The sequence below is a fragment of the Streptomyces sp. DSM 120436 genome (assembly GCF_055778765.1).
The window spans coordinates 380,828-393,481 of the sequence record NZ_JBSKBS010000002.1 but is presented as its reverse complement, the minus strand read 5'-3'; the positions used below and the strand labels follow the sequence as shown (position 1 = coordinate 393,481).

Annotated in this window: 11 protein-coding genes; 8 read left to right on the top strand and 3 right to left on the bottom strand. The window is 76.7% G+C overall.

The genetic code is table 11. The features are described from left to right. Positions 1-47 precede the first annotated feature (47 nt). From ACWH4W_RS23645 to ACWH4W_RS23625, 5 genes are all read left to right on the top strand, one after another. Positions 48-917: an oxygenase MpaB family protein gene (locus ACWH4W_RS23645; RefSeq protein WP_473077865.1), complete on the top strand. Its 870-nt coding sequence runs from the start codon at positions 48-50 to the stop codon at positions 915-917. 85 nt (positions 918-1,002) lie between these two features. Beyond that, entirely contained in the window at positions 1,003-1,509 is a 507-nt protein-coding gene (locus tag ACWH4W_RS23640; protein ID WP_473077864.1) for an SRPBCC family protein, read from the top strand. Continuing rightward, positions 1,502-3,145, top strand: coding sequence for a phytoene desaturase family protein (locus ACWH4W_RS23635; protein ID WP_473077863.1), 1,644 nt, complete (start codon positions 1,502-1,504; stop codon positions 3,143-3,145). Before ACWH4W_RS23640 ends, ACWH4W_RS23635 begins: the two co-directional genes overlap by 8 nt. Positions 3,146-3,194: 49 nt before the next feature. Beyond that, on the top strand, positions 3,195-3,689 hold the full coding sequence (locus tag ACWH4W_RS23630) for a hypothetical protein (RefSeq protein WP_473077862.1): 495 nt from the start codon (positions 3,195-3,197) through the stop codon (positions 3,687-3,689). Then, on the top strand, positions 3,686-4,567 hold the full coding sequence (locus tag ACWH4W_RS23625; RefSeq protein WP_473077861.1) for an SDR family oxidoreductase: 882 nt from the start codon (positions 3,686-3,688) through the stop codon (positions 4,565-4,567). The genes ACWH4W_RS23630 and ACWH4W_RS23625 overlap by 4 nt, the downstream gene beginning before the upstream one ends. 606 nt (positions 4,568-5,173) lie before the next feature. On the opposite strand, the gene ACWH4W_RS23620 is transcribed toward ACWH4W_RS23625, so the two are convergent. The 3 genes from ACWH4W_RS23620 to ACWH4W_RS23610 are packed head-to-tail and all read right to left on the bottom strand — an operon-like array spanning position 5,174 to position 8,746. Next, complete coding sequence (locus tag ACWH4W_RS23620; protein WP_473077860.1) at positions 5,174-6,202, bottom strand: Rieske (2Fe-2S) protein; 1,029 nt, start codon at positions 6,200-6,202, stop codon at positions 5,174-5,176. Further along, complete coding sequence (locus tag ACWH4W_RS23615) at positions 6,199-7,215, bottom strand: phytoene/squalene synthase family protein (RefSeq protein WP_473077859.1); 1,017 nt, start codon at positions 7,213-7,215, stop codon at positions 6,199-6,201. Before ACWH4W_RS23615 ends, ACWH4W_RS23620 begins: the two co-directional genes overlap by 4 nt. After that, entirely contained in the window at positions 7,202-8,746 is a 1,545-nt protein-coding gene (locus ACWH4W_RS23610) for a phytoene desaturase (protein WP_473077858.1), read from the bottom strand. The genes ACWH4W_RS23615 and ACWH4W_RS23610 overlap by 14 nt, the downstream gene beginning before the upstream one ends. Positions 8,747-9,112: 366 nt before the next feature. On the opposite strand from ACWH4W_RS23610, the gene ACWH4W_RS23605 reads away from it, so the two are divergent. Genes ACWH4W_RS23605 through ACWH4W_RS23595 form a run of 3 tightly spaced genes read left to right on the top strand, consistent with a single transcriptional unit; the run spans position 9,113 to position 12,640 of the window. Further along, entirely contained in the window at positions 9,113-10,306 is a 1,194-nt protein-coding gene (locus ACWH4W_RS23605) for a lycopene cyclase family protein (protein WP_473077857.1), read from the top strand. A gap of 40 nt (positions 10,307-10,346) precedes the next feature. Further along, the gene (locus ACWH4W_RS23600; protein ID WP_473077856.1) at positions 10,347-11,078 is read left to right on the top strand and encodes a methyltransferase domain-containing protein; all 732 of its coding nucleotides are present in this window, start codon (positions 10,347-10,349) and stop codon (positions 11,076-11,078) included. Next, positions 11,075-12,640 carry an FAD-dependent oxidoreductase gene (locus ACWH4W_RS23595; protein ID WP_473077855.1) on the top strand — a complete coding sequence of 522 codons (1,566 nt, stop codon included), beginning with the start codon at positions 11,075-11,077 and terminating at the stop codon, positions 12,638-12,640. The genes ACWH4W_RS23600 and ACWH4W_RS23595 overlap by 4 nt, the downstream gene beginning before the upstream one ends. The last annotated feature ends 14 nt before the right edge of the window (positions 12,641-12,654 follow it).

The window sequence follows — 12,654 nt, the reverse complement described above, 5'->3', positions numbered from 1 at the left end:
CGTAGGACACCGGCCGGCCCTCACCGACGGGAGGAGGCGCGACGGGCATGAAACGGATCGCCGAACCCGCCTCGGTACTGCGCGACCGCATCGGCCACGCCATCTTCTCGCGGGTGGCCGGACCGGACGGGCCCGACAACCGCGCCCGCATCCACGGCACCCCGGGCCCGCGCTGGTTCGGCCCCGAGCGGCCGGTCCGCCGGGTGCACGGCGACGCCTCGATGTTCATCGGCGGCCTGTCCGCCCTGCTGCTCCAGTCGCTCCACCCGCTCGCCATGGCCGCCGTCGCCGCCCACTCCGGCTTCCGCGGCGACCCCTGGGGGCGGCTCCAGCGCACCAGCACCTTCCTCGCCGTCACCACGTACGGCACCGCCGACAGCGCCCAGCAGGCCGTCGACCGGGTGCGCGCCGTCCACGGGACGGTCCACGGCACCGCGCCCGACGGCCGGGAGTACCGGGCGTCCGACCCGCACCTGCTGTGCTGGGTGCACGTCGCCGAGGTCGACATGTTCCTGCGCGCCCACCAGCGCTACGGCGTCCGCCCGCTGGACGACGCGGGCTGCGACGCGTACGTCGCCGACATGGCGCGCATCGCCACCGCCCTCGGTGTCCCCGACCCGCCCGCGGACCGCGCCCAGCTCGCCGAGCGGCTCGCCGCCTACCGCGACGAGCTGCACGCCACCCCGGACGCCCTGGCCACCGCGCGGTTCCTGCTGCTCGACCCGCCCGTCCCGCTGCTCGCCCGGCTGCCGTACGGCGTCCTCGCCGCGAACGCCGTGTCCCTGCTGCCGCCCTGGGCGTCCCGCGCGCTGCGGGTGCCCCGCGTGCCCGCCGAGGACCTGTGCGTCCGCCCGCTCGGCACCGCCGTCACCGCCGTCATCCGCTGGGCGCTGGCCCCCACCCGCCCCGCGGCCTGACCCGTCCGGCGGTCCTCCTGGTTGACGCCGGTCAGGCGGGGCACTCAGAGCTGACCGGTGACGCTCAGGGACACAGGAGGCAACAGTGGCGCTTCGTCATCGCTTGATCCGCACGGACCCGCGGTCCGTGTGGGCCGTGCTGGAGGACGGCACCCGCTACGCGGACTGGGTGGTGGGCGCGTCCTCGTCGAAGCCGGTGCGCGGTCACTGGCCGCAGCTCGGTTCCGCGATCGGCTACGAGGTGCGCATCGGCCCGCTGAAGCTGCACAACGAGACCGTCGTCCGGCGCTGCGTCCCCGGCAAGGTACTGGAACTGGAGGCCAAGGCCGGGCCGCTGGGCACCGCGCGCATCGCCATCGAGGTGCAGCCCTGGGGCGACCAGTGCCTCGTCAAGGTGGACGAACACCCCCTGCGCGGTGCGGGCGGCCTCGTGCACAACGTGGCCGTCGAGGCGCTCATCCAGCTCCGCCACCGGGCCATGCTCGCCCGGCTGGCGCACCTCGTCGAGACGGAGGCCGCCGAGGCGGAGGAACGCCGGCCACTCGGCCAGATCGTGCCGTCGGAGCCCGGGACGGGAGGCGCCCGTGGCTGACGCCGTCGTCATCGGCGCCGGGCCCAACGGCCTGGTCGCGGCGAACCTGCTCGCCGACGCCGGCTGGAGCGTGAAGGTCTTGGAGGAACAGCCCGAGCCCGGCGGCGCCGTGCGCCACGACCACGGCGTCCACCCCGACTTCGCCAGCGACCTGTTCAGTTCCTTCTACCCGCTCGCCGCCGCCTCCCCGGTGGTGTCCGGACTGGGCCTGGAGCACCACGGGCTGCGCTGGAGCCACGCCCCGCACGTCGTCGCCCACCCGCTGAGCGACGGCCGCTGCGCGGTCCTGGACCGCAGCGTCGACGTCACCGCGGACTCCCTCGACGCCTTCGCGCCCGGCGACGGCGACGCCTGGCGCCGGCTGCACGCCATCTGGGAGCGCCTGCGCCCCGACCTGCTGGACGCCCTGTTCACGCCGTTCCCGCCGGTCCGCTCCGGCCTCCGGCTCGCCGCGCGGCTGCGCGGCACCGGAGGGCTGCGCATGGCGCGCACCCTGGTGCTGCCGGTGCGCCGCATGGCGGAGGAGGAGTTCCGCGGCGAGGGCGGAGGACTGCTGCTGGCGGGCAACGCCCTCCACGCCGACCTCGCGCCCGAGGCCGCCGGCAGCGGCGGCTTCGGCTGGCTGATGTCCATGCTCGGACAGACCTACGGCTTCCCCGTGCCGGCCGGCGGCGCGGGCGCGCTCACCGACGCCCTCGTGCGGCGCCTGGAGGCGCGCGGGGGAGTGGTGCAGTGCGGACGGCACGCGCGGCGGGTCGTCGTGCGCGACGGACGCGCGGTCGCGGTGCGCCTCGCCGACGGGGAGACCGTCCCCGCCCGGCGCGCCGTCCTCGCCGACGTGGCCGTGCCCTCCCTCTACGGCGAACTCGTCGCCCCCGAGGACCTGCCGCGGCAACTGCTGTCCGACCTGGAGCGCTTCCAGTGGGACTTCGCCACCTTCAAGGTCGACTGGGCGCTGGACGGACCCGTCCCGTGGCAGTGCGAGGACGCCGCCGGAGCCGGCACCGTCCACCTCGCCGACGGGCTCGACGAACTCACCCGCTTCGCCGCCCAGCTCGCCACCGGCCGGATCCCCGACCGCCCGTTCTCCCTGTTCGGCCAGATGACCACCTCCGACCCGTCCCGCTCCCCGGAGGGCACCGAGTCGGCCTGGGCCTACACCCACGTCCCGCACCGCGTCGTGGGGGACGCGGGCGACGACGGCCTCACCGGCTCCTGGGACGAGGACGAGCAGGAACGCATGGCCGACCGCGTCGAACGCCACGTGGAGCGGTTCGCGCCCGGCTTCCGCGACCGCATCCGGGCCCGGCGGATCCTCGCCCCGTCCACGCTCCAGTCCCTCGACCGGAACCTGCACGGCGGCGCCATCAACGGCGGCACCACCGCCATGCACCAACAGCTGTTCTTCCGCCCGTCCCCCGGCACCGGACGGCCCGAGACCCCCGTCAAGGGCCTGTACCTGGCGTCCGCCGGCGCCCACCCGGGCGGCGGCGTGCACGGCGCGCCCGGCGCGAACGCCGCGCGGGCGGCCCTGCGCCGGTCCTTCGCGCCCGGCCTGGTCGGCGCCCAGCGGCTGCTGGCCCACCGCGACCGCACCGGACGCCGGCAGCCCGACCGGGGCGGACGGCCCGCATGACCCCCGCCGGCCGCCGGCCGGACACCGACCCCGAAGGAGAGGCGCGACGATGAGCGGACACGACGGACAGCCCGACGACGGCCCCGACCGCGGGCACCGGCGCCCGGAGGGCGTCAGCGACGAGACGGTCGAGGCGCTGGGATCACTGTCGAAGGCGCTGGAGACCACCGAGCGGGCCCGCGGCCATCTCTACAGCTTCCACCAGCTCACCGGCACCGCCGACCTGGAACTGGACCGGGCCGTGGAACTGCTGCACAAGGCCGGACACCCGGACTGGGCGGAGACCGTGCGCACCCAGGTGCTGGGCCGCAACGTGATCCCCGGTCACTGGACGTTCCAGATCGTCGAGGCGTACGACCGCACCTACTACCGGCCGTTCCGGGAGCTGGAGCAGGCCGCCGTGGAGGAGCTGGCCGACGGGCGCGACCACCTCTTCGAGGCGGAGATGAAGGAGGCCCGCAGGACCGCGGGCCACCCGCACCACACCGCCCGCCCCGACACCGACCCGCAGGTGACCGGCGGGAAGGGCGGTGACGGCGGATGAGCGGCGGCCCGCTGCGGGGACGCACCGCCGTCATCACCGGGGCCGCGCGCGGGATCGGCGCCGCCCTGGCCCGCGACCTCGCCGGACGCGGCATGCGGGTGGCGCTGCTCGGCCACGAGGGCGAGCGGCTGCGGGAACTCGCCGACGCGCTGCCCGGGCCCGCCCTCGCGCACGAGGTCGACGTCACCGACGACGCGGCGCTGGCGCGGGCGGCGGACGCGGTCCGGACCGGGCTCGGTCGCCCCTCGGTCGTGGTCGCCAACGCCGCCGTGACGGACGGCGGGCTGTTCGCCGACTCCGATCCCGCGCGGTGGCGGCGCATCATCGACGTCAACCTCACCGGCAGCGCGGCCACCGCCCGCGCGTTCCTGCCGGACCTGACGGCGACCGGGGGGTACCACCTCCAGGTCTCCTCGCTGGCCGCCATCGGCGCCGCCCCGATGATGAGCGCGTACTGCGCCTCCAAGGCGGGGGTGGAGGCCTTCGCCCACTCCCTGCGCGCGGAGGTCGCCCACCTCGGCGTGGCCGTCGGCCTCGGCTACCTCACCTGGATCGGCACCGACCTGATCCAGGACGCCGACCGTCACACCGTGATGCGGGAACTACGGGGTCACATGCCGTGGCCGGTGCGGAACGTGTACCCGGTCGACCGCGCCGCGGCCCGCCTCGCCACGGCGGTCGAACGACGCAGCACGGCCGTGTACTACCCCCGCTGGCTCCGCCTGGGCCAGCCCGTGCGGGCCGCGATGCCGTCGGTGGTCACCAGGGCGACCCGCCACTACCTGCCCCGCCTGGAAGCCCGTGCGTCCTTGCCCCACACGGAACTCCTGGGCGGAGGGGGACGCGCGGACGCGGAGGCGACGGCACGGGGCGGGTGAGAGGCCGGCCCTGGGGCCCCGCCCGGGGCGGGTGCGGACCCGGTCCGCGGGACGCGCGGCCCGTGAGCGGGAGTCACGCCGGTCGGTTCGGGGGCGCCCCGGTCGGAGGAGCCGCGGGCTGCTGCCCGGAGCGGGGGCGTGGTGGGCGTCCCCGTGACGACTACGCGGCTGGTTCCGCCCGTCGGCCGGTGCGCGGACGGTGCCTGGGCCGAGCGTCTGAGCGGGAGTCGTGCCGGTTGGCCGGCGGGTGATTCTGGCCGGGGCGGGCGGTCGGCCGCTGCCTGGCGCGGTGGTGGAGCGGGGGCGTGACGGGCGGACCCGCGACGACTCGCGCGGCTCGTTCCGTCCGCCGGCCGGTGTCCGGGCCGAGTGTCTGAGCGGGGCACGCCGGTCGGTCTCCGGGACGCGGCGGGGGACCCCGTCGACGGCCGCCCCGAACGGCCTTCGGGCAGGCGCGCCCGTGGTGCCCGGTGCTGCTCGTCCCGTTCACCGGCCGCTGTCCGGCTCACCGCACTCCCGCCGCGGCGTCCGCCGTCCGGCGGGACGGAGAAGTCACCCCGGGGGCGTGCCCGGCCCGCCCCGGGTGTTCACGAGGCGGGCCGGGGGCTACGCGCCCGGGAACCTTCCCGTCGACCGCAGCGCCCAGCGGCGTTCCGCGTAGGCGAGGTCGTCCCGCCAGAGGCGGGCCGAGGCGGTGCGGACGAGGGGGCGGAGGAGGGGGGCGGCGGCCCGGGCGAGGGCGAAGCCGCGGCGGTCCGAGGCCGCCACCACCGCCTCGATCACCGCCGTGCGCGGCCGGCCCGACGCGTCCGGGCCCAGGGGAGTGGCGTGGGTCTCGACGACGGATCCGACCCCCTCGCCCTCGGTGATGTGCATGACGACCGTGCGCGGCTCGGGAGCCGTGAACACCGCCCGCACCGGCACCACCAGACGGCCCGCCACCTTGAACGACACGTCCACGGTGAACGCGTCCCCGCCCGGACCGTCGGAGCTCTTCGCACCGTCCGGCGCGTCGGCCACCGTGAGGTCGACGAACGAGTACGGGTGGAACCAGGCCCCGTGCCAGGGGTCCAGCCGGTTCGCCACGACGTCCTCGGGCTCGCAGACGCCCACCCCGGCGTACACCGCCGTCAGGGCGCGCGCCGGGAGCGGACGGCGCGGTACGACCGGCGCGTCGAGCGGCTCCTCACCGCCGACCGCGTCCAGCCGTACCCACACCAGCACCCCGTCGTCGTGCGCGGGGAACGGCTCCCAGCCCGCGAACGTCCCGCCGTTCAGGGAGAGTCCGTGCCAGTGGCAGACGAGCGTGCCGCAGCGCACCGGGCTGTCCCGCAGCGGCGCGCCCAGGTGGGGGCAGACGCCCGGCCCGGCGACCACGCGCCCCTCCGCGTTCCGCCAGACCACCACTTCCTGTCCCGCCACCGTCCGGCCCAGCGGGCGGTCACCGCCCACGTCGCGGGAGGCGCCCACGACGTACCAGTTGCCCGAGGGGCGTGCCTGCGCCCGTTTCAGCGCGCCGGCGATCAGGGCGGGCCTGGCCTCCCGCCAGGTGGGGCGCTGCCGTTCCCACGCCACCGCGTCGCGGCGCAGGGAGAGCGGCAGCCGCCGGCGTCCGCGTCCGTCACCCGCCCTCACGCGACCTCCTCGACCACCCGCGGAGCCGTCGGCTCCGCCGCCGTCAGCGGAGGGCGGCCGGGCGCCCGGGCGGCGGCGCGGCGGGCCCGCAGCCGGGCGGCGGCCACCCGGGCCAGTCCGTCCGCGGCGACCGCCGTCCGCCGCCTGCGCGGCACCACCGCCCGCCGGTGCAGCACCGCGTACCCGTCCTCGGCCACCGCGTCCAGGATCCCGCCGTACAGGACGAACGCGGTGCGGATGCAGGGGCGGGACACCGGTTCGAGCATCGCGAGGCCCGGCGCCGCCTGCCGGTACACGCCCCGCGTCAGCCCCTCGAAGGCGCGCAGCGCCGAGGTGACGCGCGGGTCACGGCGGCCGGTGTCGCGGCTCCACCGCAGCAGCTCCCGGTCCACACCGTGCGCGGCGAGCAGGTCGGCGGGCAGGTACACCCGCCCCCGGTCCAGGTCCTCGCCCACGTCCCGCAGGAAGTTGGTCAGCTGGAAGGCGACGCCGAGGGCCGCCGCGTGCGGGGCCGCCGCCTCGCGGTCGGTGACCGTGCCGAGGACGGGCAGCATCTGCAGCCCGATCACCGCGGCCGACCCGTGCATGTACCGGCGCAGGGCCGCGTAGTCGGCGTAGTCGGTGACCACCAGGTCGGACCGCATGGCGGTCATGAAGTCGGCGAAGTGGGCGTGGTCGATGCGGTACCGCCGCGCCGTGTCGGCGAGGGCCCGCACCACCGGCTCGGCGCTCTCCCCGTCCCGCAGCCCCTTCGCCAGCTCTCTCTCCAGCGCGGCCAGTTCGGCGTCCCGGCGGGCGGTGTCCGCGCCCGTGCCGAGCGCGTCGACGATGTCGTCCGCCCAGCGGGCGAAGCCGTACAGGGCGTGCACGGCGGGCCGTCGCTCCACGGGCAGCAGCCGGGTGGCGAGGAAGTACGTCCGGCCGTGCCGGGAGTTGAGCCGGCGGCAGTGGCGGTACGCCTCGCGCAGCGCCGGATCCGTGACGCCCGCCGCGTCCAGTTCACGCTCGGTCATACGGGACCTCCTGTGCGGAAGGTGAGGTGGACGCAGGTCCGGCGGGGCCGCGGGCGCCGGTGACGCGTGCCGCGGCCAGCTTCCCCGACAGCAGCACGGTCGGCACGCCGACGCCGGGGGTGGTGCCGCAGCCGGCCAGTACCGCGTTCTCGGCGGAGCGCACCAGGTTGCCGGGCCGGAACGGGCCCGTCTGCGCGAAGGTGTGGGCGGTGGCGAACGGCGTACCGGCCGCGTGTCCCTGCGCCGTCCAGTCGGCGGGCGTGACCACGCACTCCGCCTCGACGGCGGACGCCAGCCCGGTCAGACCGCGCCCCTCCAGCTCCCGCAGCACCGAGTCGCGGTAGCGCGGCGCCAGCTCCGTCCACTCGGCCGCGCCCGGCCCGATGTCGGTGTTCGGGCACGGCGCGAGGACGTAGTGCAGATGGCGTCCCGGCGGCGCGAGCGACGGGTCGGTGGCGGTGGGCCGGGTGATCAGCAGCGACGGGTCGCTCATCAGCCGCCCGGCGCGGGTGAGCTCGTCGAAGGTGCCGCGCCACGCCTTCCCGAAGGAGAGGGTGTGGTGGGCCAGTTCGGGCCAGGTCCGGTCGGTGCCGAGGTGCAGCACCACCGCCGAGGGGGAGTGCCGCAGCCGCACCGGACGCCGGGGCGCCCCGCCGAGCAGCCGGTAGGCGACGGGCAGGTCGGGGGTGAGGACGACCGCGTCGCAGGGGATCCGCTCGTCGCCCGCGACCACCGCCGTGACCCGGCCGCCGGAGCGCTCCAGCCGGGTCACCTCCCGGCCGAACCGCAGGTCGGCGCCCGCGTCGGCGGCGGCGTCCGCCATCGCCCGCGGCAGCGCGTGCATGCCGCCGCGCGGGAAGTACACGCCGGCGACCGTGTCCATGTACGCGATCACCGCGTACGCGGCCAGCGCCCGCGCCGGGGGGACGCCCGCGTACAGCGCCTGGAAGGAGAAGACCCGGCGCAGCCGCTCGTCCTTCAGGAAGCTCCCGATGCGCGCGTCCAGCCGCCCGAAGCCGCCGAGCGCCGCCAGCCGCACCAGGTCCGGGTGGAGCAGGCCCAGCGGCGAGTCGAAGTTCGCGTCGATGAACCGGCGCATCTGCGCCCGGTACAGCCGCTCCAGCCAGTCCCGCATCCGCAGGTAGCCCGTCGCCTCCCGGGCCCCGGCGAACCGCTCCACCTCGGCGGCCATCGCCTCGGCCCCGGTGTGCACGTCGAGGCTGCTGCCGTCGGCGAACCGCGCCCGGTAGGCGGGGTGCAGCTCCACCAGCTCCACCCGCTTGCGCAGGCTGTCCCCGACCGCGGCGAACGGCTCGTCCGCCAGATCGGGCATGGTCAGGACGGTGGGACCGGTGTCGATCCGGTACCCGTCCAGCTCCATCCGCCCGGCACGGCCGCCCGGCAGTCCGTCGCGCTCGACGACGGTCACGCGCCGGCCCGCGCCGAGCAGGTGCAGCGCCGCCGACAGACCGGCCAGCCCGGCCCCCACGACGACGACGTGGTCCGTGCGCCCCGGAACGGTACGGGTCACCGCCGGGCCCCCGCTCCGGCCGCGTACCCGCCCGGCACGCGGCGCCCTGCCGTACGGCCGTCCGCGGGCCCCGCCGTCACGCGGACGGACGGCACCCGGACGGTGGGTCCCGGCGGGTGAGCCGGGCGCGGCGCGCGCGGCCCGAACGCCGCGCGGTGTTCCTTGGCCCCAGTGGGGAGCATCCGGTGTCTTCCTCTCCTCGGCATGCGCATCGCTCCGGTACGCCGGACGACCGGCGCATGCCTTCCCGGTCGTGCCCGTCGTCTCACCTCAGAGTGACCCGGATCCGACCGGGCACACGGACGGAAACAACTGGTCATGCGGACGCGTACGGAGTCGTGTCGTACGGAGGAGGGTGGTGCCGGCGTGCTGGACGCGGACGTCGCGATCGTCGGGGCGGGGGCGGCCGGGCTGTCCCTGGCCCACCGGCTGGCCGGGCCCGGCAGCGGGGACCGTGCGCCGTCCGTCGCCCTGCTGGACGCGCCGCCCGGACCGCTGCGGCCGCCGCGCCGCACCTGGTGCTTCTGGGAGGCGGGCCCCGGCCGCTTCGACGCCGCGGTCACCGCGTCCTGGCGGCGCCTGCGGGTCCGCGACCCCGCCGGGCGCGGCATCGACGGGGACATCACGCCGCTGCGCTACAAGATGATCCGCTCCGACGACTTCGAGCTCCTCGTCGCCCGCGACCTGGCGGACCGCGCGGACGTACGGCGCGTGGAGGGCACCGTCGACACCGTGGAGGACGTGCCTCAGGGCGCGCTGGTCCGGCTGCGCGACGGCGACGGCCGCGCCCGTGCCGTCCGGGCCCGCTGGGTGTTCGACTCCCGTCCGCCGGGCAGCCTGCCGGCCGCCCGCACCACGCTGCTCCAGCACTTCCACGGCTGGTTCGTGCGCACCGCCCGGCCCGCCTTCGAACCCGGCACCGCCGAACTGATGGACTTCCGCACCCCGCAGCCCGCCGACGGCCTGTCCTTCGGCTACGTCCTGCCCCTCGGCCGGCACGACGCCCTGGTGGAGTACACCGAGTTCTCCCCCCGGCCCCTCACCCCCGACGCCTACGAGGCGGCCGTACGGCACTACACGGACGACGTGCTGCGGCTCGGCGACCTCGAGGTGCTGTCCACCGAGACGGGCGTCATCCCGATGACCGACGCGGTGATGCCCCGGCAGACCGGCCAGTCCGTGTTCCGCATCGGGGCCGCGGGCGGCGCCACCCGCCCTTCCACCGGCTACACCTTCGCCGGTCTCCAGCGGCAGACCCGGGCCGTCGCCGCCGCCCTGCGCGAGGGCCGCCGCCCGACGCCGCCGCCCGCCCACTCGGCCCGCTCCCGGGCCATGGACGCCGTGCTGCTGCGCGCCCTGGCCGGCGGCCGCGCCGACGGGCCCGCCCTGTTCTGCCGGCTCTTCGACCGCGTCCCCATGCGCCGGCTGCTGCGGTTCCTCGACGGCGACACCCGCCTGCACGAGGACCTCGCCGTCGGCCTGCACGCACCGGTCGGCCCGATGCTCCGCTCCGCGCTCGAACTGCCCGGCCTGCCCCGCCGCCCCTACGAAGGCCCCTGACCGCCCCGACACGCCCAGCCCCCGCCACCCCGGAGACCCCATGACCCTCCTGCGCGACGAGAACCTCGCCGCCGCCTTCGACCACGCCGCCCGCAGCTACGACACCCTGGTCGCCGCCAACCCCGGCTACCACGCCCATCTGCGCCGCTCCGCACGCCGGCTCGGCCTGCCCCGCGGCGGTGAGGGGCTGCGCGTGCTCGACCTCGGCTGCGGCACCGGCGCCTCCACCGCCGCACTCGCCGAGGTGCTGCCGGGCGCGGACGTCACCGCCGTGGACGCCTCCGCGGGCATGCTGGAACGGGCCGCCGCCAAGACCTGGCCGCCGAACGTGACGTTCACCCACGCGCCCGCCGAACGGCTCGCGCAGGCCGGCGTGACCGGGCCCTTCGACGCGGTCTTCGCCGCCTACCTGTTCCGCAACGTCACCGACCCCGACGCCGTCCTGCGCAGCGTGCGCGCACTGCTCGCGCCCGGCGGACGTCTCGCGGTGCACGAGTACACCCTCGGCGGACGCCGCACCGACCGTGCCGTGTGGACCCTGGTCTGCCGGGGCGTCGTCCAGCCCGTGGCGACCCTGCTCGGGGACGGCGACCTGTACCGCCATCTGTGGCGCAGCGTCGTGGAGTTCGACACCGCCGACCGGTTCGCGGACCGGCTGCGGACGAACGGCTTCGAGCGCGTGCGCCGCCTGCCGCTGCCCGGCTGGCAGACCGGCATCACCCACACCTTCACCGGGCGCCGGCCCCTCACCGCCACGGAGTCCGCGCGATGACCCGCCCGCACCGTCCCGCCGCCGCCCGCCGCGGACGCGACCGCCGCGCCCGCGTGCTGATGCCCCCGCCCGGCGCGCCGCGCGTCGACGGCGACCGCCGGCCCGGCACCGCCGTCGTCGGCGGCGGCATCGCCGGACTGGCCGCCGCCACCGCCCTCGCCGAACGCGGCGTCGCCGTCACCCTCTACGAGGCCCGCCCCTACCTGGGCGGGCGCGTCGGCGGCTGGCCCGTCGACCTGAAGGACGGCACGCCCGCGACGATGAGCCGCGGCTTCCACGCCTTCTTCCGCCAGTACTACAACCTGCGCGGCCTGCTCCGGCGCACCGACCCCGCCCTGGAACGCCTCACCCCGCTGCCCGACTACCCGCTGCGGCACAGCGACGGCACCTGCGACAGCTTCCGGCACGTGCCCCGCACCCCGCCGTGGAGCGCGCTCGGGTTCGCCGCGCTCAGCCCGTCCTTCCCGCTGCGCGACCTGCCCCGGATGGACGCGGCGGCCGCGCTGCCGCTGCTCGACGTCCGCGTGCCCGAGGTGTACGAACGCCTCGACTCCGTCAGCGCGCACGACTTCCTCGACGCGGTCCGCTTCCCGCGCAGCGCCCGGCACCTGGCGTTCGAGGTGTTCTCGCGCAGCTTCTTCGCCGACCCGCGGCTGCTGTCGGCGGCCGAGATGGCGCTGATGTTCCACATCTACTTCCTCGGCTCCTCCGAGGGCCTGCTGTTCGACGTGCCGGCCGCGCCCTTCCCCGCGGCCCTGTGGGACCCGCTCGCCGCCCTGCTCGACCGGCACGGCGCCACCCTGCGCACCTCCACCCCCGTCGCGCGCGTGGAACCCCTGGACGACGGGGGGTACGCGGTCGCCACCGACCGGGACGAGCAGCGCCACGACGCCGTGGTGCTCGCCCTGGACGCCGTCGGGCTGCGCGCCCTCGTCGACCGCTCCGTCCGGCTCGGCGACACACCCTGGCGGGAGCGGATCGCCCGGCTGCGCAACGCCCCGCCGTTCCTGGTCTCCCGCCTCTGGCTGGACCGCCCGGTCGCCCCCGGCCGGCCCGGCTTCCTCGGCACCAGCGGCTACGGCACCCTCGACAACGTCAGCGTCCTCGAACGGTACGAGGACGAGGCCGCCCGCTGGGCCGCCCGCACCGGCGGATCCGTCGTCGAACTGCACGCCTACGCCCTGCCCCCGGAGTCGTCCCCGGAGGTCGAACAGAAGCGGCTGCTCGACCAGTTGCACCGGATCTACCCGGAGACCCGGAGCGCGGCGATCGTCGACGCCCGCCACGAGTGGGGCACCGACTGCCCCCTCTTCCCGGTGGGCGGCTACGAGGACCGGCCCACGGTCCGCACGCCCGACCCGGGCCTGATGGTGGCCGGCGACCTGGTCCGCACGTCCCTGCCGGTCGCCCTGATGGAACGCGCGGCGACCACCGGCTTCCTCGCCGCGAACGCCCTGCTGGAACGCTGGGGCGTACGGGGCCAGCCGCTCTGGACGGTCCCCGACCGCGGCCGCAGCGCGGTGCTGCGCGGACTGGCGGGGGCGGTGGGGCGCCGGAGGTGACGGGACAGGAGGGG

Coding starts and splice junctions, on each gene's coding strand:
- ACWH4W_RS23645 (WP_473077865.1), top strand. CDS start 48: ATGAAACGGATCGCCGAACCCGCCTCGGTACTGCGCGACCGCATCGGC.
- ACWH4W_RS23630 (WP_473077862.1), top strand. CDS start 3,195: ATGAGCGGACACGACGGACAGCCCGACGACGGCCCCGACCGCGGGCAC.
- ACWH4W_RS23625 (WP_473077861.1), top strand. CDS start 3,686: ATGAGCGGCGGCCCGCTGCGGGGACGCACCGCCGTCATCACCGGGGCC.
- ACWH4W_RS23615 (WP_473077859.1), bottom strand. CDS start 7,215: ATGACCGAGCGTGAACTGGACGCGGCGGGCGTCACGGATCCGGCGCTG.
- ACWH4W_RS23600 (WP_473077856.1), top strand. CDS start 10,347: ATGACCCTCCTGCGCGACGAGAACCTCGCCGCCGCCTTCGACCACGCC.
- ACWH4W_RS23595 (WP_473077855.1), top strand. CDS start 11,075: ATGACCCGCCCGCACCGTCCCGCCGCCGCCCGCCGCGGACGCGACCGC.